The following is a 20,526-nucleotide window of genomic DNA, read 5'->3' on the forward strand; positions in this document are numbered from 1 at the left end:
GGTAGGCCTGCAGCGCCAGGGCCGCGTTCTGCATGGGCAGGTCGAGTAACGGCAGCGAATGCAGTTCGACTTTCCGGCCGTTTGCGTCGGTGCCCGACCAGTCCCAACCCGTCGCGTTGATCTGCACCTCGAAATCGCGACCGCGCAGCGACAGCGGGCAATTCAGTGACCGCGCCTTGTCGAGCAATGGCTGCGGTGGACCGAGATCGCCGCACAGCGCGGGCTTTCCTTCACGGAATATCCCGGCCTTCTCGAAGGCCACGCTCTCACGGGTATTGCCTAGAAACTCCGCGTGATCGACACCAATGCTGGTGACCAGCGCCATGTCGGCGTCGATCAGGTTGACCGTATCGAGCCGCCCGCCGAGACCGACTTCCAGCACGACGGCGTCCAGCCCGGCGTGCTCGAACAGCCAGAAGGCTGCCAGCGTGCCCATCTCGAAGTAAGTCAGGGAGACGTCGCCACGGCCACGCTCGACCACCTCGAACGCCGCGCACAGCTCGGCGTCAGTCGCCTCAACGCCCTGCACCTGGACACGCTCGTTGTAGCGCAGCAGGTGCGGCGAACTGTAAACGCCGACCTTCAGGCCCTGTGCCTGCAACAAAGAAGCAACGAATGCGCAGGTCGAGCCCTTGCCGTTGGTGCCGGTGACGGTGATCACTTTCGGCGCCGGCCGGGTCAGGCCCATCTGCGTGGCCACCTGCTGCGAACGTTCCAGCCCCATGTCGATGGCCGAGGGGTGCAGTTGTTCCAGGTAACTGAGCCAGTCGCTCAAAGAGCGTGCGGTCATAGGTTGGCCGGAGCAGGCGGCACAACGATCGGCTCAAGTTTCGGCGCCACGAATTTCGGCGTCGGCAGCCCCATCATCTGCGCCAGGACGTTACCCAGACGCTGACGCAGTTCCTGACGGTGGATGATCATGTCGATCGCGCCATGGTCGAGCAGGAATTCGCTGCGCTGGAAGCCTTCCGGCAGCTTCTCGCGCACGGTCTGCTCGATCACGCGAGGGCCGGCGAAGCCGATCAGGGCCTTGGGCTCGGCGACAATGATGTCGCCCAGCATCGCCAGACTGGCAGAAACACCGCCGTAGACCGGGTCAGTCAGCACGGAAATAAACGGCAGGCCTTCTTCACGAAGACGCGCCAGCACGGCCGAGGTCTTGGCCATCTGCATCAAAGAGATCAGCGCTTCCTGCATGCGCGCACCGCCGGAGGCCGCAAAGCAGATCATCGGGCAACGGTTTTCCAGCGCGTAGTTGGCGGCTTGTACGAAGCGCTCACCCACGACCGCACCCATCGAGCCGCCCATGAAGGAGAACTCGAATGCGCTGCACACCACCGGCATGCCCAACAGGGTGCCGCTCATGGAAATCAGCGCGTCCTTTTCACCGGTCTGCTTCTGCGCGGCGACCAGGCGATCCTTGTACTTCTTGCCGTCGCGGAATTTCAGACGGTCCACCGGCTCCAGATCAACGCCGATCTCCTGACGGCCTTCGGCGTCCAGGAAGATATTCAGACGGGCACGGGCGCCGATGCGCATGTGGTGGTTGCACTTCGGGCAGACGTCCAGGGTCTTTTCCAGCTCCGGGCGATACAGCACCGCTTCGCAGGACGGGCACTTGTGCCACAGACCTTCGGGCACCGAGCTCTTCTTGACCTCGGAACGCATGATCGAAGGGATCAGTTTGTCTACCAACCAGTTGCTCATGCTTTCTTTCTCCAGTACCGATGGCTCGAACGCGATGGCAATCGGTGCCATGCGCATGCCCTTAAACCAATGTCATGTACGGTGCCGCCAAATGTCGTACAGCGATCGGCGCGAGGCCTGACCTGCCAAAACAACATTCACCAACACCACTCTCAACTTCCATCACGAGACGCAAGACGTCTTCGCTCAATCAATTCGGCCACGCGCATCAGCGGATGGCAGGCTAGTGGACGGCGACCGTTGGTCCGCCGTCACATCCCGGCCAATGTTGCCGGGCAAATACCCTAAGCCCCGTGTACAGCACTCATGAATGCACGGATCTTGTCGTGGTCCTTCAGTCCTTTGGACTTCTCCACCCCGCCGCTCACATCAACCGCGTAGGGCTGCACCTGCGCGATGGCCTGGGAAACGTTGGCCGAGGTCAGGCCACCGGCGAGAATCACCGGTTTGCTCAAATGTTTTGGAATCAGCGCCCAATCGAAGGTTTCACCCGTCCCGCCCGGAATGCCCGCGACATAAGTGTCGAGCAGGATGCCGCAGGCGTTGGCGTAGGCATCGCAACTGGCCGCGATGTCGTCGCCGGCCTGAACGCGCAGGGCCTTGATGTACGGACGGTTGTATCCCTCGCACTGCTCAGGGGTTTCATCGCCGTGAAACTGAATGAGGTCGAGGGGAACGACGTCGAGCAACGCTTTCAAGTCAGCGCGCTCGGCATTGACGAACAGGCCGACGGTGCTGACGAAGGGCGGCAGCGCGGCAACGATTGCCTGGGCCTGCTCCACCGTCACGAAGCGCGGGCTCTTGGGATAAAACACCAGCCCGATGGCATCGGCACCTGCGTCAACGGCGGCCAACGCATCTTCTATGCAGGTAATCCCGCAGATCTTGCTGCGAACGGCTGACATGTAGTGGAGACCTCAAGCCTTGCGAAAGTCCCGGATGGTAGCAAATGCAGTCACCTGCGTCAGCCGTCCAGTTCCGAGAAGCCAGTGAGAAAATGCGGGCCTATGTAGCGATCCGGTAATGGGAACTCGTCGCGGTATTCCACCTGAACCAGGTACAGGCCGAAAGGATGAGCCGTCACCCCGCCGGCTCTTCGCACTCGGCTTTCGAGCACTTCCTTCGCCCACTCGATCGGCCGCTCCCCTGCCCCGATGGTCATCAGGACGCCGGCAATGTTGCGCACCATGTGATGCAGGAAGGCATTGGCGCGAACATCGATGACGATCATCTTGCCGTGGCGGGTGACGCGCAGATGGTGAAGCTGCTTGATCGGCGACTTGGCCTGGCATTGCCCGGCACGGAACGCACTGAAATCGTGGGTACCGACCAGATACTCGGCGGCCAGCGCCATGCGTTCGGCATCCAGCGGGCGGTGGTTCCAGGTGATTTCCTGGCCCAGGTGCGCCGGCCGGATCTGATCGTTGTAGATCACATAACGATAGCGACGGGCGATGGCTTTGAAACGCGCGTGAAAATGCGCGGGCATGACCTTGGCCCAGGTCACGCTGATGTCGTGGGGAAGATTGATGTTGGCGCCCATGGTCCAGGCTTTCATGCTGCGCTCGGCCTGGGTATCGAAGTGCACCACCTGACCGCACGCATGCACGCCCGCATCGGTGCGCCCGGCACACATCAGTGACACCGGCGAATCGGCCACTTTCGACAGGGCATTTTCCAGCGTTTCCTGGACGGTCAGCACGCCGGTCAACTGGCGCTGCCAGCCGCTGTAGCGCGAGCCTTTGTATTCCACGCCCAGAGCGATTCTGGAAAAACCTTCGGCGGCCAGTTCGGCTGCCGCTGTTTCTGCCTCGGTGTCTGTAGTTGCCAAGAGCTTAAAGCCTGTCGATGTGCGCAAGGGCGGCCATTATACGGATCGAAAAGAAAGACGCCATCGGCAGCGGCCAACGGTTGACCCGGAGGCGAGGGACAAGCCGAAATGCCCGACCCGGAAACGCAAACGACCGCCGAAGCGGTCGTTTTCTGCAGCGATGAATCCGCTCAGACAAGGCGCGACAGCATGTCCCGCGCTTCGGTCTTCTGGCCGTCGTCACCTTCCGCCACAACCTCATCGAGGATGTCGCGCGCGCCGTCGGCGTCGCCCATTTCGATGTAGGCCCGGGCGAGGTCCAGCTTGGTCGCGGCTTCGTCGGTGCCGGACAAGAAGTCGAATTCCGGTTCGTCGTCCGCCAGCAGAGCGTCGTCTTCGGTGAAACGAGGCGATGCTTCCACCGGCTTGTCCAGCGCCGTGTCGAACGGCTTGGCAATCGGTGGCTGTTCCAGACTCTGTGACAGACGGTCCAGCTCGGCATTGACGTCGTCGATCTCGGAGGCGAACGCCTCGGACGCCTGCTCGGTTTCCATCTCGTCAGCCAGTGAGAGGTCGAAATCGGCAGGCAACTCGATGTCATCTTCCAGCCCAGGCTTGGTGGCGCCCAACGATGCAGGCTGTTCGAACGGCGGCAGATCACGCAGATCGTCTTCCATTCCCAGCAAGTAATCGTCTTCGGCCTTCAACGCCGGCTGATCTTCTGCCAGATCCAGATCGAAATCGTCCAGATCGGCCGGTTTGGCAGCAACGGATGTCGCCTGCTGCTCGCGCAGGATCGCGTCGAAATCCAAGTCATCGGAAGCCGACCCGGCAAACGGCGCGTCCAGGTCCAGGTCGTCGAGTGCAGCGGTGTCCTGTGCCGCAGCGCGGTTGGGCGCAGCAGCAGGCGATTCGCTGTCCAGGTCATCCAGGCTCAGGTCAAAGGCGTTGTCGAACTCTTCGTCCAGCGGCACTTCGGTGACCGTTTCGGCAGCCGGAGCAGGCTGCGCGGCGACTTCAGGCTCATCATGGAGCAGCTCTTCAACGTACTTTGCGTCCATTTCCGCTGCTAAAGCCGCTGCTGCTGCCACCCCCGCGGCCGCCGCAGCCGCAGCGGCCATGGACGGATAGCGGGATTTCAGCTCTTCGACTTCAGCGTGGTTCTTTCCCGTGGCGATCAGTTGCCGCTCCTGCGCGACAAACCCGGATTTGTTGTCCTGCTCGGCATAGACTTCCATTAGCTTGAGGCGCAGATCACTGCGCTGCGGCTCGTGCTTGATGGCGTCTTCGAGAACAGCGACCGCCTGATTGGTGCGGCCGTATGCAATGTGGATTTCAGCCTGAACGAGCGCGTCAGCCGGATGTTCGCGGACCGGCTCGGCGACGGTCGGCGCCGGCGGCGTCTTTGCGTGGGGCGCCGGCGCCTCCAGGCCTTCGAAGCTGCTGGCAGGCATGTCCATGTCGGACGCGAAGTCCGACTCTTCGGACAAGGCACGCGCCATCTGACGATGCCGTTCGGCTTCTATCAGCGCGTTGCGGCGGCGGGCCAGCAGCAACAGAAGCAGCAGCAACAGCAACAGCGCGCCGCCACCGATAAGGCCCATGAGCATCGGGCTGGCGAGGATCTTCTCGAGGGCGCTGCGGTTGTCTTCATCGACCACCGGTTCTGTCGGCACAATCAGCGCTTGATCAGGCGTGGCGCTGGTAACTGCCGCCCCGTCCACCGGCAATGCGTCTTCCGGGGCGATTTCGTCGGGGGCCTTGCCGGCAACATCAGGCGCCACGGCGTTCGGCACGACCTGGGCCTGCATCGCCGGGTTGGCGGCGTTGTTCGGATTGGTGACGCTGTTGGGGCTGACCGCGGGATTGGCAGGATTGGCGGCATCAATGGGCGGCGGAACCGCTGCCCCCGACGCCTGCATTTTCGCCAGCTGGTCATTCTTCAGTTGAATCAGGCGCTGCAGTTTATCGACCTGGCTTTGCAGGTCGGTCATGCGGCTCTTTAGCTCGGCATTGTCCCGACGCGTGGTATCCAGGCTTTCCTGGGTGGTCGCCAGCTGGTTGCTGATATCGGCATTGTCACCGGCTTTGCCTTTCGCGCCCGCCTTGTTGGCAGAGACGAGGCTGAGGTTGTCCTTGGCGTCAATCTGCGACGGCGCAGCGCCAGCCCGGTCGCGACGGGTCGCATCAACCTGACGCGCACCGCTCGGCAGGCGTCGGCCTTCGCGCCAGGCGCGATTCTGCTCGGCCACTTCGGCCACCGCGCGAGGCTGTGCCAGCGCTGTTGATTCCTGCGGCGACGGCAACCGCAACACCTGACCTTTTTTCAGGCGGTTGATGTTGCCGGCAATAAAGGCATCAGGGTTCAGCGCCTGAATCGCCAGCATGGTCTGCTGCACAGTCCCGCCATTTTTCACGCGCTCGGCAATTTCCCAGAGCGTGTCGTTATTGGCGGTGGTGTATTGAGTGAACTTGGGTTCCGGCGCCGGCGCTGGAGCGGGCGTTGTAGGCGCCGCGGCCGGTGTCTCGGCGGCGGGAGCCGGGGCAGGCGCGGCGCTCGGTGCCGTCGAAGGCAGTTGAGCGGCGGCCGCCGCGGCTTGCGGCGAGAATTTCGGCGGGTCCAGCAACAGGCTGTATTCGCGCAGCGCACGGCCATTGGGCCAGAGCACTTGAACGAGGAACTTCACGTAGGGATCGCGGATGGGTTTGGTGGAGGTGATGCGCAACACGCTCTTGCCACCGGGATTGACGACCGGAGTAAAGGTCAGGTCATCCAGGATCGCCACCCGGCCGACGCCGGCCTGAGCAAACTCCGCAGAAGTCGCCAGACTCGGCACCACCTGGGAGGCATTGAGGTCCTGCACTTCCGTCAGCTCGATTTCGGCCAACAGCGGCTGATTCAGGGTCGACTTCACGGTCAGACCGCCGAGGCCGAGCGCTTGGGCCATTCCCGATGACAGCGCCGAAGCCGCAGCGATTGCTAAAACGAGTTTACGAACCTGAACCATAGCCCATCCCTTGTTTGAAATTTCCCCGGCAATCGCGAAGATAATGCCTGCTCGGGTGTAGGGCGTATCGACACGCCGCAGCTAGAATGATTCTTCGAGTTGTGGGCAAGTATCTTTTACGCAACATCTTTTATCAACAACTCAGCCACCTGCACAGCGTTCAACGCGGCGCCCTTGCGCACATTATCCAGCGTGACCCAGAAATTCAGTTCACAACCGTCGTCGACGCCCCCGCGCAAACGTCCTACATAGACAGCATCCTGCCCTACCGCGTCGCCTACCGGCGTCGGGTAATCGCCGGCCTCAACCAGCTCGATGCCCTCGGCCGTTTCCAACGCCGCATTGACCGCGTTGATGTCAACCGCCTCGCGGGTCTGCACCGACACGCTCAGGCTGTCGCCGAAGAACACCGGTACCTGGATGCAACTCACGCCGACCTTGATTAAAGGCAGCGAGAGCAACTCGCGCAACTCACTGACCAAACGTTTTTCAAGTGGCACATGACCTTCGGCGTCAGGCTTGCCCACCTGGGCCAGCACGTTGAACGCCATCTGCCGGTCAAACACCTTGGGTTCGAGGGGGCGAACGTTGAGCAGCTCGGCGGTTTGCCGGGCCAGTTCGGTGACCCCTTCGCGGCCCATGCTCGACACCGCAAGGCACGCCGTCACGGTGATCCGCTCGATGTTCAGCAGTGCGCGCAACGGCGCCAGCACCAGCGCGAGGGCGGCGGCGCTGGAACTTGGGCAGGCCACCTGCTGCGGTGTGGCCAGATCAGCCAAACGGGCGCCGTTGACCTCGGGCACCACATTCGGCGCCTGCTCGACTGACAAGCCGGCGGACAGGTCGATCACCACGCAACCGGCGGCGGTGGCGCGCTCGGCATAGCTGCGGGTGACGGCAGCGCCCGCGGCGAAGAACGCAATCTTGGCCTTGCTGAAATCAAAGGCATCGACTTCACGCACGCGGACGTTCTTGCCACGGTACGGCACCGAGCTACCGGCCGATTCGACGCTGGCGAGCAGGTGCAAATCGCCGACCGGGAAGTCGCGCTCTTCGAGAATCTGGACGATGGTTTCGCCGACAGTACCGGTGGCGCCGATCACGGCGATATCAAAGGACTGACTCATGGAAAAACCTCAGGAAAAATCGGGGGGCGGCACTGTAACTGCCTGGCAAAAGTCAGGCAATTGGCCGCGAGCGGATTAGCGAACGTGGTGGAAACAGAAATGAAGGGATCAGGGCTCAAGGCCAATGGGGAAGAACTCGCCACCACTCCATACCCCCAGCCAGCGCTGCCCGTCGATCTCACGCACCACGGCAAGGTCCACCAACTGATAGAAGACGTTGCGGTGGATCAGCGCTTGGAGGTTGTTGCGCACCAGAATATAAGGCGCCGGTTCCTGGCTCTGCGGATCGAGGTCAATACGCAGCGGGTGGTCGGCCCCCGCCTCCACCCCGTCGTCGACGTTGGTAGTAAAGCGCAGCAACTGCGACTCACCGCTGCCTTCAACGTCCAGCAGGACCGCCACAAAAGGGGCGTCGTCGACCTTGATGCCGACCTTCTCGACCGGGGTGATCAGAAAGTAATCGTCGCCATCACGGCGAATAATGGTGGAAAACAGCCGGACCATCGGCTTGCGACCGATGGGCGTGCCCAGATAGAACCAGGTGCCATCGCGGGCGATGCGCATGTCGATGTCACCGCAGAAATCCGGGTTCCACAGGTGCACCGGCGGCAAGCCCTTGCCGCTCCTGGCAATCTGGGCCAACAGATCGTTGGCTTTGTCCTGCCCACTCATACGCCACTCCTCAGCGTGCTTCGACGCCCAGCAAACCCCGAGCGTAAGCTTCCATCGGGGGTCCTAGCAAATCCTCGGGCTTGGTGTCGTACAAAGTCAGCAGACCACCACGGAGGTGAATGCGTGCCGAATCGATAAGGTAGCGGGTGTTGGTTTCGATCAGCATCAGCTGTATGACGCCGTTGTCGATGCCAAGACGGTCCACTGCTTCCTGGTCCGACCACTCGTCAAACGTGCCGATGCGGTCATCAGCTTTGGCAAAACGGGTGTACAGCAGATAGTGCGCGCCGGCGGCCCGAGCCTCGTTCATCGCGTCATCCAGACCTTCCGGGGCGCGGGCGCGGCGGACCATCGGGAAATATTCGATAAAACCGCTGAAGGCTTCTTCGGCCACGACATTGGGACGCGGGTAGGCGCCGCCCGGGGGAGCAAAGGCGCCTTGGGCGATATAGATGAACGAGTCAGGTTGCACGCGAAAGTTGTTCAACCGGCGGGTCGAACTGTGATCCAGCAGCCCGGCGTCACTGAGCTCATCGTGAGCGCCTTGTGCCAGATCGCTGACGTGCATGCAGCCACTCAACGCCAGTAGAGCCAGCAGTAAAACCAGGCTACGCATGTTTATCTCCAAAGTCCGGCGACGGAAAACCGGCGAATGGCCGGTTAATGCAGCTTTTGCGCCATGTCGGACCTGGAGACGGTTTCGCTCGCTGAATCGGGTTTTTGCGGCTGCGATTTATTCGGCAGCAGGGTCAGCCTGGGAGTCGGATTGGCGCTCGGGTTTGGTCTCGTGGCCGTGGTCGACATCCCGCTTGCGCTTGTTGCCCATGCGCACACCGATGTCCATCAGGAACTGGAAGAAACCTTCCTGATCTTCAAGGACATTGCTCCAGAACGGCGAGTGGTACAACGCCACCGCGCCATGCACCAGAGCCCAGGCGGCGCAGTAGTGGAAATACGGAGGAACGTCTTCCAACTTGCCTTCGGAAATTCGGCCCTTGATCAACAGGGTCAAGTGCTCGAAGTTGGAGGCGCGGATCTTATGCAACTCCTCGACCAGCTCCGGCACCTGATTGCCCTTGACCACCTTCTCTTCCAGGCGGTCAAACAGCCGGTAGCGCTGGGGGTCGCGCATGCGGAATTCAAAGTAGGCGCGGGACAGCGCTTCCTTGTCCTTGTCGACGTCCGCCGAATGCAGCAACTCGTTCAAATCGCGCTCGTAGTCGAGCATAAGGCGCAAGTAGATCTCGGCCTTGGATTTGAAATGCTTGTAGATGGTGCCTTTGCCGATACCCACGGCATCCGCGATCATCTCGACGGTGACGCTGTCTTCGCCCTGTTCGAGGAACAGCTTGAGCGCGGTGTCGAGAATCTCCTGCTCACGGCGGCGAAACTCACGGACTTTACGAGGTTCTTTCTGCATAGGAGGAGACTATGGGTTCGGAATCAGAAGCGCCACATTATGCCTATCCCGCAGCAGAATGCACGAACGATCCGACCTGTATCCGTTTTCTGACGATTTTCGACAACGGCAGGCAAAAAGGAAACGCTCGAGGCCGAACCAGTCTCGGTTTTTGGCGGGATGAGACAGTCAGTCGAAAATCAGGGGCGTCGGTGGAGTTGCGGTATCAGCAGGTCGTCAGGTATTCCAAAACTGTTTAAAAATCGTACAGCGTGCGGCTGGACGCCTGCGGATTATAGCCAATACTTATATTCGCCAACGCAGCATCTCCCCCAAGTGCCAGCGTTGGTAAGGACACCAATGGATAGCGTGTCTTTGTTTTACTCCTAATGGTCTTAACCCGGATTCACCCCCCAGAACCCGGGTTTTTTTTGCCTGCGATTTGCTGAACGCCAGGGGCTTGGCAAGCACTGCCATGCACGGCGGATCAGCCTTTGACGCGCGCCATCGGGAACAGCCGCTTGAAGTTCTCGCTGGTCTGCTCGGCAAAACGCTCGTAGGTCTCGCCGCGCAACATCGCCAGAAACTCGGCCACTTCACGCACGTACTGAGGCAGGTTCGGCTTGCCTCTATACGGGATCGGCGCCAGGTACGGCGAGTCGGTCTCGACCAGCAGACGGTCGGCGGGCACTTTGCTGGCGACGTCCCGCAGCGCGTCGGCGTTGCGGAAAGTGACGATACCGGACAGCGAGATATAAAACCCCAGATCCAGCGCGGCCTTGGCCATGTCCCAGTCTTCGGTAAAGCAATGCAGCACCCCGGCTTGAGGCAACGCGGCTTCACGCAACAGCGCCAGCGTGTCGGCACGCGCACCGCGGGTGTGGACGATCACAGGCTTGCCGGTCACGTTGGCCGCCTGCAGATGAAGCCGGAACGAGGCCTGCTGCAACTCGGCTGCCTCAGGCTCGTAGTGATAATCCAGACCGGTTTCGCCGATAGCCACCACGCGCGGATGGTTGAGTTCGCCGAGCAGCCACTCCAGCGCAGGCGCCTCGCCGGGCTTGAGGTCCAACGGGTGAATGCCGACCGAGCAATCGACATCATCGTAGCGATCGGCCAGCGCTTTTACGGCACCGGCATTCTCGGCACTGACGCCGATGCACAAGAAGTGCCCAACGCCCCGCTCTCTCGCCGCTTGCAGGGCGTTGTCGAGGGAGCCGTCGTGGGCGCTGAGGTCGAGGCGGTCAAGGTGGCAATGGGAATCTACAAGCATGGCGGCGGGGGCAACTTACATCGTGTGGGTAGGACGGTCGGACTTAAGCGCTCCGGCCAGGTAGTTTTCAATCATGTTGCGCGCGGTGTTGTCGCCATCGTTGAACTGCACCCCAACGCCAGCGGCGCGGTTCCCCTGAGCGCCCTTCGGCGTGATCCAGGTGACCTTGCCCGCGACCGGAATCTTTTCGGGCTCGTCCATCAGGTTGAGCAACATGAACACTTCATCGCCCAGCTTGTAGCTTTTGCTGGTGGGAATGAACAGGCCGCCGTTTTTGATGAACGGCATGTACGCGGCGTACAGGACGGACTTGTCCTTAATGGTCAGGGACAGAATGCCGTTACGTGGACCTGGACTCAGTGGCACGCTCATCTCGTTTCCTCAGGCAATGCATGATGTCATGCAGATGGCCAGTCTAACCCTGTCCGGTCAGGCCTGCCCACTGCACCAATAATGCTTCGAGCAACAAAACCCTGTTCAGGTTCGCTTTTGACATGACCTTCTGGCGCTGCAGCAGCACCCAGTCCTGAATCGCCAGCACGTTGCGCTGGGACGATTTCTGCGCCAGATACTGCACGACCTTGCGCATGTCAGCCAGGCCCAGGCCTTCTTCGTCCTGGGTCAGCTGATAGCGCAGGATCAGGCTCGACCAGTCGCAGAACCAGTCGAACAGCAACAACAGCGGTATGTCCTTCCAGCCTTCGGCCAGCTGGGTCGGCGATTGCTGGCCCTTGAGCAGCTTTTTAACGCCGTCCACCACCAGCGCCCGTTGCTCATGAACACCCTGGGCGTGCAGCTTGACCGCCACCAGGGGCGAACCGGCCGCGAGGGTCAGCAACTCAACGCGTTCCTGCTCGGTGCAATCGGGCAGCGCATCGGCCAGCCAGGCGATGCTCATGGCATCACTGGGCAGCGGACACGCCTGTTGCACGCATCGGCTCTTCACCGTAGGCAGCAGCCGACTCGGCTGATGGCTGACCAGTAACAGAACGGTGTTGCCCGACGGCTCTTCCAGACTTTTCAGCAGGGCATTGGCGGCGTTGATGTTCATCGACTCGACCGGCTCGATCAGCACCACCTTGCGCCCGCCCATCTGCGCGGTCTGTACCACGAAACTGACCAGATCGCGCACTTGATCGACCTTGATGGCCTTGTCGGCCTCTTCAGGCTCCAGCACGTAATGGTCGGGGTGACTGCCGGCCGCCAGCAGCGAGCAGGATTTGCATTGGCCGCACGCTTCAAGGCCTGCCGGGCGTTGGCACAGCAGCAGGTACATCAAACGCTCAGCCAGCGCCCGCTTGCCGATACCGGCCGGACCGTGCAGCAAATAGGCGTGAGCATGTTGCTTGCGGCCCGCCAGTTGCTGCCACAGGCCATGCTGCCAGGGATAAGCCTCAGCCATGCCGGCGAGCCGCCAGCAGCGCGGTCAACTCAGGCACCAGCACATCAAGGGAAGCCTGGACTTCAGTCAGCGGCAGCGCCGCGTCTACCAGGCGGTAACGCTCAGGCGCAGCGGCCGCGCGCGACAGATACGTACTGCGCACGGCGTCGAAGAACGCTCGGCCCTCTTGCTCGAAACGGTCCAGCTGACCGCGCGCGGAAGCCCGGGCCAGGCCGATCTCGATGGGCAGATCGAACACCAGAGTCAGATCGGGACGCAGCGCGCCCTGGACGAAATCTTCCAGCACGGCGATGCGTTCGATGGGCAGGCCTCGGCCGCCTCCCTGATACGCGTACGTGGCATCGGTGAATCGGTCGCAAAGCACCACGGCGCCCCGCGCCAACGCCGGGCGAATCAGCGCGGCGAGGTGCTGCGCGCGGGCGGCGAACATCAGCAGCAGTTCGGTATCCACGAACATCTGCTCGTCACCCGGCGTCAACAGCAGCTCGCGGATACGCTCGGCGAGCGGCGTACCGCCGGGCTCGCGGGTCAGGACGACATCAATGCCCTCACTGCGCAGCCGTTCGGCCAGGTAGTCGCGGTTGGTGCTTTTGCCCGCGCCTTCGGGGCCTTCCAGGGTAATAAACAAACCGGTCACGGGCAGTCCTTGGTCAGATTCATGGCGAGTGTGCTCGCGGTTGTCATTTGCCGGGGTCATTGGCTGGAGTCGACGGAGCTGCAGCGTCTGTCTGCGGTTTCGGCGACTGCTCGCTCGCGTCCGGCTCAGACCCCTTCGGCTCGGTCGCCTTTGATTCTGTCGATGGCGGCTCTATGGGTTGCGGCTCTGACGGCGGCTGCTCGACGGCGTTCGCCGGCAGCGCCGGTGCAGCGACAGGCGCCGGGCTGGAGCGATAGTCCGCGCGACGCTTGAGCTGAAACTCCTTTACCGCCGCGTTGTGCGCATCCAGATCGGCGGAGAATACGTGACTGCCGTCCCCTCTCGCCACGAAGTACAGGCTGTTGCCGGCCACGGGGTGCATCGCCGCATGGATCGCTTCACGCCCGACCATGGAAATCGGCGTTGGCGGCAAGCCGGAGATGACATAGGTGTTGTAGGGGGTAGGCTCTTTCAGCAACGCGCGGGTGATCTTGCCGTTGTACCGGTCGCCGAGGCCGTAAATGACGGTCGGATCGGTCTGCAGCAACATGCCCTGTTGCAAGCGACGCACGAATACGCCGGCGATCTGACCGCGCTCCTGAGGCACGCCGGTTTCCTTTTCCACCAGCGACGCCATGATCAGCGCCTGGTAAGGATCGGTGTAAGGCACATCGGCAGCGCGCTTCTCCCATTCCTCCTGAAGCACTTCATCCAGGCGGTTATAGGCTTGTTTGAGCAGCTCGACGTCGGTCATGCCGCGCACGTAGCGATAGGTGTCCGGGAAAAACCGGCCTTCGGGGAAGACGTCCGGATGCCCCAGCTTCGCCATCAGCTCAGTGTCGCTGAGGCCGCTCGCCGTCTGCTCCAGCTTGACCTGTTTGGCCAGTGCCGCGCGCACCTGACGGAAGGTCCAGCCCTCCACCAGGGTGACGCTGTATTGCACCACTTCACCTTTTTGCCAGAGATCGAGCAGCGACTCGGCGTTCATGCCCGGTGCCATGCGGTATTCGCCACTGTGCAGCGACTGGCCCTGCAGATTGAAGCGCCAGTACAAACGCAGCCAGAACGCGTCCTTGATGACGCCGTCGGCTTGCAGCCGATTCAGCACGCCGGTCGGCGAAGAGCCCGACGGCACATCCAGCAGTTTTTCCTGGGTCAGATTGAGGCGCTGCTGCAGCGCGCTGTTCTGCTGCCAATAAGCCACGCCCAGCAAGAGCCCCGCCAGAACCACACCTGTTTCCAGCAAGACGAGTAATTTTCGGATCACGAATCAGATATCCAGAAGCCCGCGAACAAGGTGTTGGAGTTTACGGGTCAGCGGCCCAACCGGCCAGTTGAGATGCTCGACGCCGCGCACCGGCCAGATGCCGTACACGCTGTTGCAGACAAACACCTCATCGGCCTTTTGCAGGTCGGACATCTGCAGGTCAAGCTCACGGGCCGGCATGTTCTCGCGCTCGGCCATCGCCAGGATCTCGGCCCGCATCACACCGGCCACGCCACAGCGGCGCAGGTCCGGCGTCAGCAACACGCCGCCCTTGACCATAAACAGATTGCTGTAGACCGCTTCAACGATACGCCCCGACACGTCCCGCATCAGCCCTTCGGCGTACTCGGAACTTTGCCATTCGCCACGGGCCAGCACTTGCTCAAGCCGATTCAGGTGCTTGAGCCCGGCCAGCAGCGGCTGCTCGGCGAGACGGGTCTGACAGGCGAACAGTTTGATGCCCTGCTCTGCATGGGCCTCGGGATACGCCGGGAGCCCACTTGCCTGGAGGATGCGTCGCGGCTGCGCGTCCGAAGCGGGTGCATAGCCCCGCACGCCATCGCCACGGGTAACGATGAGCTTCATCACACCGTCATCCAACTGGGTAGCGAAGCGGCAGCATTCCTCTTCGACCAACGCCAGATCCAGGTTCAGCGCCAGGCGCTGTGCCCCCAGTGCCAGGCGTTGCAGATGACGCGGGAAGAGCAATGGCTGTCCGGCCTTGACGAGGACGGTCTCGAAGAGACCATCGCCGTATGCCAACCCCCGATCCTTGACGGCAAGGGAGTCAGCAGCAAGGCCATCGATCCAGCTCACGATCATTCGGCGTACCGGCGGAAGACCAGCGAACCGTTGGTGCCACCAAAACCGAAGGAGTTGGAGATCACCACGTCGATCGGCATCTTGCGCGGCTCGTGGGGAACGAAGTCCAGGTCGCAGCCTTCATCGGGCTCGTCGAGGTTGATCGTCGGTGGCGCGACCTGATCCTTGATCGCCAGCACACTGAAAATCGCTTCGATCGCACCGGCGGCGCCCAACAGGTGGCCCGTCATCGACTTGGTCGAACTGACGGCCAGTTTATAGGCGTGCTCGCCGAACACCTTCTTGATGGCGCTGACTTCGGCCAGATCGCCCGCAGGCGTCGAGGTGCCGTGGGCGTTGATGTATTGCACGTCCTCTGGACGAATCTTCGCGTCACGCAGGGCATTGGTGATACAGCGCGCGGCACCGGCGCCGTCATCCGGCGGCGAGGTCATGTGAAACGCATCGCCGCTCATGCCGAAGCCGATCAGCTCGGCATAAATCGTCGCGCCCCGGGCTTTGGCATGCTCGAGCTCTTCGAGGACCATGGCGCCGGCACCGTTGGACAGTACAAACCCATCGCGACCCTTGTCCCACGGACGGCTGGCGCGGGCGGGCTCATCGTTGCGGGTAGACAGCGCGCGCGAGGCGCCAAAGCCGCCCATGCCCAAGCCGCAGGCCGCCATTTCAGCGCCGCCGGCAATCATCACGTCGGCTTCGTCGTAAGCGATGTTGCGCGCGGCCATGCCGATGCAGTGCGTGCTCGTGGTGCACGCAGTGGCAATGGCGTAGTTGGGGCCCTGTGCGCCGAGGTGGATCGACAGGAACCCGGAAATCATGTTGATGATCGACCCCGGCACGAAGAACGGGGATATCTTGCCTGGCCCCTGTTCATGCATCAGCCGGCTGGTGTTCTCGATATTGGTCAGGCCCCCGATGCCCGATCCCATCGCCACGCCGACGCGCTCGCGATTGGTGTCGTCGATCTCGATACCGGAGTTGCGCACGGCCTGAAAGCTGGCAGCCAGCCCGTACTGGATGAACAGATCGAGTCTGCGGGCCTCTTTGGCCGACAGGTATTCCTCGACGTTGAATCCCTTCACCGATCCGCCAAAACGGGTGGTGTATTTGGACAGGTCCGTGTGTTCGATAGGCCCAATGCCACTCTGGCCAGCCAGAATGCCTTGCCAGGTGCTCGGCACATCCGTGCCCAAAGGCGTCAGCATACCCATACCGGTGACCACGACGCGTCTACGCGACACAGGACTCTCCTTTCTTCTATTGATGAAACGCTGCCCTATTCAAAGAAAAAACCGCACGCCAGGGGCAGTGCGGTTTCTCCAGGACAGCAAACTACGATTACAAAATCTTACGCCTGGTGGGCAGTAACGTAATCGATAGCGGCTTGTACGGTGGTGATCTTCTCGGCTTCTTCGTCAGGGATTTCGGTCTCGAATTCCTCTTCCAGAGCCATTACCAGCTCTACGGTATCAAGGGAGTCGGCACCCAGGTCTTCAACGAAGGAAGCAGTGTTCACGACTTCCTCTTCCTTGACGCCAAGTTGTTCGGCAACGATTTTCTTGACGCGCTCTTCGATGGTGCTCATACCGTGTTTTAACTCCTAGTGGACAAATTCAGGCAGCTGGCCGATGGGTAAGTGTATAGAAGAGGTTTTGCGCATTTCAAGCTAAACGCAATTCCCGCTACGCCCAACAGCCCTCTACCCCTTAAAAGATTTCAGCTTTATAACGGATTTTAGACAGCCCGTATGACATTTTTTCGATACGACCGGTCACATGTACATGCCGCCGTTAACGGGGATTGTAGCCCCGGTAACGTAGCCTGCACCTTCTGAGGCAAGAAAAGCGACAACATGCGCGATCTCTTCTGCCTGCCCCAGTCGGCCCAGAGGAATCTGTGCCGTCAGGGAATCACGTTGCGCTTCTGGCAGCTCGCGGGTCATGTCGGTGTCGATGAAACCCGGCGTCACCGAGTTGACCGTCACTGCGCGCGACCCGACTTCACGTGCCAGGGCACGGCTGAAGCCTTCCAGACCCGCCTTGGCGGCTGCGTAGTTTACTTGACCTGCGTTGCCCATGGCACCCACCACCGAACCAATGCTGATGATCCGGCCCCAACGCGCCTTGGTCATCCCGCGCAGAACGCCCTTGGACAGGCGAAACAGACTGCTCAGGTTGGTGTTGATGACGTCATGCCACTCGTCATCCTTCATGCGCATCATCAGGTTGTCACGGGTGATACCGGCGTTGTTGACCAGGATCAACGGCGCACCAACGCGTTCGGTGATCTGGGCCAGCGTGGCGGCAACGGATTCGTCGCTGCCCACGTCCAGCGCAAGGCCGAAGCCTTCGATGCCGTTTTCCTTGAAATAAGCGGTGATCTTCTCGGCGCCGGACTCGGACGTCGCCGTACCCACGACGGTGGCGCCGTTACGACCCAGTTCAAGGGCGATCGCCCGGCCAATGCCACGGCTCGCGCCGGTGACAAGTGCAACTTTACCCTGACTCATGCAGGCGTCTCCTAATCAGGCCAGCGCCGCGCGAGCGGCGGCGAAGGCGTCTGGGGTATTGAGGTTGTGAGTGGTCACGCCATCAGCGCAGCGCTTGTTCAAGCCGGCGAGCACCTTGCCCGGGCCGCACTCGACCAGTTGCAGGGCGCCCTGAGCCGCCAGGGTCTGAATCGATTCGACCCAGCGCACCGGCTTGTACAGCTGCTGCAGCAAATCGGTTTTCAGCGTTTCGAGATCGGACACGACACTCGCAGTGACGTTCTGAACCAGCGGGATCTGCGGCACCTGCCAGTCGATGGCGGCGATGGACTCGGCGAAGCGTTCGGCTGCCGGACGCATCAGTTCGCAGTGGGAAGGCACACTCACCGGCAACGGCAAGGCGCGCTTGGCACCTTTGGCCTTGCAGACTTCGATGGCGCGCTCCACGGCGGCCTTGGCACCGGCAATCACAACTTGACCGGGCGAATTGAAATTCACCGCGCTGACCACGTCGCCCTGAGCCGCTTCGGCACAGGCGGCGATAACCACCGCATCGTCAAGACCCAGAATGGCCGCCATGCCGCCCTGCCCCGCAGGCACGGCTTCCTGCATTAATTGACCGCGACGCTCGACCAGCTTGACCGCGTCCGCAAGGGTCAGGCTGCCGGCCGCGACCAGCGCGCTGTACTCACCCAGACTGTGGCCGGCGACATACGCCGGGCGCACGCCGCCTTCCGCCAGCCACAGGCGCCACAAGGCAATCGATGCAGTGAGGATGGCAGGCTGGGTTTTATCGGTCTGGTTGAGGCTCTCTTCCGGGCCCTGCTGGGTCAGCGCCCAGAGGTCATAGCCCAGCGCAGCGGAAGCTTCTTTGAACGTCTCCAGCACCAGCGGATGCTGCGCGCCCAGCTCGGCCAGCATGCCGAGGGACTGCGAGCCCTGGCCCGGAAAGACAAATGCGACGGAAGCAGACATTAACAAGCCCCTGATTATTCTCGTCAAAATGAGCGTCCGGCGGGCCGAACGCGAGGTAATTCAATGTGTTGCGATGGACAGTTGGATGACCATGCGGTCACAGGCGTCACATTCTAGCCCAAGACTCGCATTGAAGCCTTAAAGCAGATCCGCAAGACGACCGCGCAAGCGCTGCGGGAGGTTTTCCTGAATCTCGATCAGCGCCCGCTGTATCGCGCTCTGGAAACCCTGAGCATCGGCCGAGCCATGACTCTTCACCACGATGCCCTGCAAACCGAGAAAACTGGCACCGTTATGCCGCGCCGGGGCCAGATCGGCCTTGAGCCTGCCGAGCACAGGCCTTGCCATCAAACCCACCAGTCGCGACAGCGCGTTGCGGCGAAACAGCCGCTCGATCCGCTCGCCAATCATCAGCGCCAGGCCCTCGCTGGACTTCAGCAGCACGTTGCCGACAAAGCCATCGCAGACCACGACATCCGCCTCCCCCCGATACAGGCCATCCCCTTCGACAAAGCCGATGTAATTCAGCCCCGGTGCGGCCTGCAAAAGACTCGCGGCCAACTTGACTTGCTGATTGCCCTTGATGTCTTCGGTGCCGACGTTCAGCAGTGCGACTCTGGGTCGCACCACGCCCAGCGCCTCGGCGGCCACCGAACCCATCACGGCGAACTGATAAAGATGTTCGGCGGTACAATCCACGTTCGCACCCAGATCCAGCAACTGGCAATAACCGCGCTGTGTCGGAATCGCGGCCACCATGGCCGGCCGGTCGATACCGGGCAAGGTTTTCAGCACGAAGCGGGACAGCGCCATCAAGGCACCGGTATTGCCTGCACTGACACAGGCGTGGGCCTTGCCATCGGCGAGAAGCCCCAGCGCAACGCGCATCGACGACTCAGGCTTGCCGCGCAAGGCCTGGGACGGACGCTCATCCATGGTGATGATCTCGCTGGCATGCACAACGTGCAGGCGTGAGCGATCGACACCGGAGTAGCGTGCGATGAGTTCTTCAAGAAGGGGGGATTGACCGACGAGGGTCAGGTGCAACGAGGGTGTGGCAAGCAGGCAGGCAATGCTGGCCTGAACAATGTGGCGGGGACCGAAGTCCCCGCCCATTGCATCGATCGCGATGACCGGAGCAGACAAGAAATTACTCGTCAGCGCCCTTGTCGATCACTTTACGGCCACGGTATACGCCTTCTGGCGATACGTGGTGACGCAGGTGAACTTCACCGGTGGTTTTTTCTACAGACAGAGTGCTAGCCTCGAGAGCGTCGTGGGAACGACGCATGTCACGGGCAGAGCGGGATTTTTTGTTCTGCTGAACAGCCATAATTGATTAACTCCTAAACGTTTGGGTCACGCTTTAACTGCGCCAATACACTGAACGGGTTGGACCGCGTTACCTCGTCCTCGCTCGGTTCGGACTCGTTGAGGTCCGCCGGCGGCTGGCATTCTTTCGGATCATGAGTTGGAACAATGGGCAAGGCGAGCAGAAGCTCATCCTCGATCAAAGCCAGCAGATCCATGGGATCTTCGCCGATTTCCAGCACGTCATAGCCTTTCGGCATCGACTGGGTGTTTGCACCCTCCTTCACCACGGCATAACTGCATTCGCTGTGGATCGGAAAGGTGACCAGCTCAAGACAACGCTGGCAAACCATTTTGACTTCGACGTCAATTGCACTGTGGATAACCACAGCGCGCTGCTCGTCTCGCTCAAAAACGAATTTCGCCTGCACCGTACCGAGATTGTCAGCAAGCGGGTCGCAGAGTCTCTCCAAATCAGCCAGCAGCATCTCTCCCTGAAGAGTAGTGCCACGATCAGCTAATTTGCGCGGGTCAACGTGAGGTGGAATCGGGTCATTCAACATAGGCGCAGCATTCTAGGGACGACCCTGGCGACTGTCAAAGGAAATTCAGGCCTGTTCGCAACCTG

Annotated in this window: 22 protein-coding genes; all 22 read right to left on the reverse strand. The window is 61.4% G+C overall.

Annotated elements, in window-relative coordinates:
* Nucleotides 1-790: Mur ligase family protein (locus tag QMX88_RS20410; RefSeq protein ID WP_282372037.1), on the reverse strand; the 790-nt coding region annotated here is incomplete at its 3' end.
* Nucleotides 787-1,707, reverse strand: a complete 921-nt coding sequence (gene accD / locus QMX88_RS20415; RefSeq protein ID WP_192172945.1) for an acetyl-CoA carboxylase, carboxyltransferase subunit beta — start codon at nt 1,705-1,707, stop codon at nt 787-789. The genes QMX88_RS20410 and accD, both read right to left, overlap by 4 nt.
* A 284-nt stretch (nt 1,708-1,991) precedes the next feature.
* A complete protein-coding gene (locus QMX88_RS20420; protein ID WP_282372038.1) occupies nt 1,992-2,612 on the reverse strand; it encodes a phosphoribosylanthranilate isomerase in 621 nt (206 codons plus the stop codon).
* A gap of 59 nt (nt 2,613-2,671) precedes the next feature.
* Nucleotides 2,672-3,496 carry a tRNA pseudouridine(38-40) synthase TruA gene (gene truA, locus QMX88_RS20425; RefSeq protein WP_282372063.1) on the reverse strand — a complete coding sequence of 275 codons (825 nt, stop codon included), beginning with the start codon at nt 3,494-3,496 and terminating at the stop codon, nt 2,672-2,674.
* A 212-nt stretch (nt 3,497-3,708) separates the two neighbouring features.
* The gene (locus QMX88_RS20430) at nt 3,709-6,525 is read right to left on the reverse strand and encodes a FimV/HubP family polar landmark protein (protein ID WP_282372039.1); all 2,817 of its coding nucleotides are present in this window, start codon (nt 6,523-6,525) and stop codon (nt 3,709-3,711) included.
* A 116-nt stretch (nt 6,526-6,641) separates the two neighbouring features.
* A complete protein-coding gene (locus tag QMX88_RS20435; protein ID WP_282372040.1) occupies nt 6,642-7,652 on the reverse strand; it encodes an aspartate-semialdehyde dehydrogenase in 1,011 nt (336 codons plus the stop codon).
* Between the two features lie 108 nt (nt 7,653-7,760).
* On the reverse strand, nt 7,761-8,324 hold the full coding sequence (locus QMX88_RS20440) for a DUF1285 domain-containing protein (protein WP_282372041.1): 564 nt from the start codon (nt 8,322-8,324) through the stop codon (nt 7,761-7,763).
* Between the two features lie 10 nt (nt 8,325-8,334).
* Nucleotides 8,335-8,940, reverse strand: coding sequence for a DUF4823 domain-containing protein (locus QMX88_RS20445; RefSeq protein WP_282372042.1), 606 nt, complete (start codon nt 8,938-8,940; stop codon nt 8,335-8,337).
* A 117-nt stretch (nt 8,941-9,057) separates the two neighbouring features.
* Nucleotides 9,058-9,744 carry a TetR/AcrR family transcriptional regulator gene (locus QMX88_RS20450; RefSeq protein WP_192172724.1) on the reverse strand — a complete coding sequence of 229 codons (687 nt, stop codon included), beginning with the start codon at nt 9,742-9,744 and terminating at the stop codon, nt 9,058-9,060.
* A gap of 466 nt (nt 9,745-10,210) precedes the next feature.
* Nucleotides 10,211-10,996, reverse strand: a complete 786-nt coding sequence (locus QMX88_RS20455; protein WP_282372043.1) for a TatD family hydrolase — start codon at nt 10,994-10,996, stop codon at nt 10,211-10,213.
* A 15-nt stretch (nt 10,997-11,011) separates the two neighbouring features.
* A complete protein-coding gene (locus QMX88_RS20460; RefSeq protein ID WP_037011754.1) occupies nt 11,012-11,368 on the reverse strand; it encodes a PilZ domain-containing protein in 357 nt (118 codons plus the stop codon).
* Between the two features lie 43 nt (nt 11,369-11,411).
* Nucleotides 11,412-12,398, reverse strand: coding sequence for a DNA polymerase III subunit delta' (locus tag QMX88_RS20465; RefSeq protein WP_282372044.1), 987 nt, complete (start codon nt 12,396-12,398; stop codon nt 11,412-11,414).
* Nucleotides 12,391-13,035: a dTMP kinase gene (gene tmk, locus QMX88_RS20470; protein ID WP_192172727.1), complete on the reverse strand. Its 645-nt coding sequence runs from the start codon at nt 13,033-13,035 to the stop codon at nt 12,391-12,393. The genes QMX88_RS20465 and tmk overlap by 8 nt, the downstream gene beginning before the upstream one ends.
* Nucleotides 13,036-13,078: 43 nt before the next feature.
* A complete protein-coding gene (gene mltG, locus QMX88_RS20475; protein WP_282372045.1) occupies nt 13,079-14,302 on the reverse strand; it encodes an endolytic transglycosylase MltG in 1,224 nt (407 codons plus the stop codon).
* A gap of 3 nt (nt 14,303-14,305) precedes the next feature.
* Complete coding sequence (gene pabC / locus QMX88_RS20480) at nt 14,306-15,121, reverse strand: aminodeoxychorismate lyase (protein ID WP_282372064.1); 816 nt, start codon at nt 15,119-15,121, stop codon at nt 14,306-14,308.
* Nucleotides 15,121-16,365 (reverse strand): beta-ketoacyl-ACP synthase II, encoded by a 1,245-nt coding sequence (fabF, locus tag QMX88_RS20485; protein WP_192172729.1) that lies wholly within the window; start codon nt 16,363-16,365, stop codon nt 15,121-15,123. The genes pabC and fabF overlap by 1 nt, the downstream gene beginning before the upstream one ends.
* A gap of 107 nt (nt 16,366-16,472) precedes the next feature.
* Nucleotides 16,473-16,709 (reverse strand): acyl carrier protein, encoded by a 237-nt coding sequence (acpP, locus tag QMX88_RS20490; RefSeq protein WP_007987170.1) that lies wholly within the window; start codon nt 16,707-16,709, stop codon nt 16,473-16,475.
* A gap of 186 nt (nt 16,710-16,895) precedes the next feature.
* Nucleotides 16,896-17,633 (reverse strand): 3-oxoacyl-ACP reductase FabG, encoded by a 738-nt coding sequence (gene fabG / locus QMX88_RS20495; protein ID WP_282372046.1) that lies wholly within the window; start codon nt 17,631-17,633, stop codon nt 16,896-16,898.
* Between the two features lie 15 nt (nt 17,634-17,648).
* Nucleotides 17,649-18,587 (reverse strand): ACP S-malonyltransferase, encoded by a 939-nt coding sequence (gene fabD, locus QMX88_RS20500; protein ID WP_282372047.1) that lies wholly within the window; start codon nt 18,585-18,587, stop codon nt 17,649-17,651.
* A 138-nt stretch (nt 18,588-18,725) separates the two neighbouring features.
* Entirely contained in the window at nt 18,726-19,733 is a 1,008-nt protein-coding gene (gene plsX / locus QMX88_RS20505; RefSeq protein WP_282372048.1) for a phosphate acyltransferase PlsX, read from the reverse strand.
* 4 nt (nt 19,734-19,737) lie between these two features.
* Nucleotides 19,738-19,920, reverse strand: a complete 183-nt coding sequence (rpmF, locus tag QMX88_RS20510; RefSeq protein ID WP_003179396.1) for a 50S ribosomal protein L32 — start codon at nt 19,918-19,920, stop codon at nt 19,738-19,740.
* Nucleotides 19,921-19,933: 13 nt separating this feature from the next.
* A complete protein-coding gene (locus tag QMX88_RS20515) occupies nt 19,934-20,461 on the reverse strand; it encodes a YceD family protein (RefSeq protein ID WP_282372049.1) in 528 nt (175 codons plus the stop codon).
* Between the last annotated feature and the right edge of the window lie 65 nt (nt 20,462-20,526).

The organism is Pseudomonas sp. PS02290 (assembly GCF_029960075.1).
In the GTDB taxonomy this organism is placed as follows: Bacteria; Pseudomonadota; Gammaproteobacteria; order Pseudomonadales; family Pseudomonadaceae; genus Aquipseudomonas.

Coding starts and splice junctions, on each gene's coding strand:
- accD (WP_192172945.1), bottom strand. CDS start 1,707: ATGAGCAACTGGTTGGTAGACAAACTGATCCCTTCGATCATGCGTTCC.
- QMX88_RS20420 (WP_282372038.1), bottom strand. CDS start 2,612: ATGTCAGCCGTTCGCAGCAAGATCTGCGGGATTACCTGCATAGAAGAT.
- QMX88_RS20430 (WP_282372039.1), bottom strand. CDS start 6,525: ATGGTTCAGGTTCGTAAACTCGTTTTAGCAATCGCTGCGGCTTCGGCG.
- QMX88_RS20435 (WP_282372040.1), bottom strand. CDS start 7,652: ATGAGTCAGTCCTTTGATATCGCCGTGATCGGCGCCACCGGTACTGTC.
- QMX88_RS20440 (WP_282372041.1), bottom strand. CDS start 8,324: ATGAGTGGGCAGGACAAAGCCAACGATCTGTTGGCCCAGATTGCCAGG.
- QMX88_RS20445 (WP_282372042.1), bottom strand. CDS start 8,940: ATGCGTAGCCTGGTTTTACTGCTGGCTCTACTGGCGTTGAGTGGCTGC.
- QMX88_RS20450 (WP_192172724.1), bottom strand. CDS start 9,744: ATGCAGAAAGAACCTCGTAAAGTCCGTGAGTTTCGCCGCCGTGAGCAG.
- QMX88_RS20455 (WP_282372043.1), bottom strand. CDS start 10,996: ATGCTTGTAGATTCCCATTGCCACCTTGACCGCCTCGACCTCAGCGCC.
- QMX88_RS20460 (WP_037011754.1), bottom strand. CDS start 11,368: ATGAGCGTGCCACTGAGTCCAGGTCCACGTAACGGCATTCTGTCCCTG.
- QMX88_RS20465 (WP_282372044.1), bottom strand. CDS start 12,398: ATGGCTGAGGCTTATCCCTGGCAGCATGGCCTGTGGCAGCAACTGGCG.
- acpP (WP_007987170.1), bottom strand. CDS start 16,709: ATGAGCACCATCGAAGAGCGCGTCAAGAAAATCGTTGCCGAACAACTT.
- fabG (WP_282372046.1), bottom strand. CDS start 17,633: ATGAGTCAGGGTAAAGTTGCACTTGTCACCGGCGCGAGCCGTGGCATT.
- fabD (WP_282372047.1), bottom strand. CDS start 18,587: ATGTCTGCTTCCGTCGCATTTGTCTTTCCGGGCCAGGGCTCGCAGTCC.
- rpmF (WP_003179396.1), bottom strand. CDS start 19,920: ATGGCTGTTCAGCAGAACAAAAAATCCCGCTCTGCCCGTGACATGCGT.
- QMX88_RS20515 (WP_282372049.1), bottom strand. CDS start 20,461: ATGTTGAATGACCCGATTCCACCTCACGTTGACCCGCGCAAATTAGCT.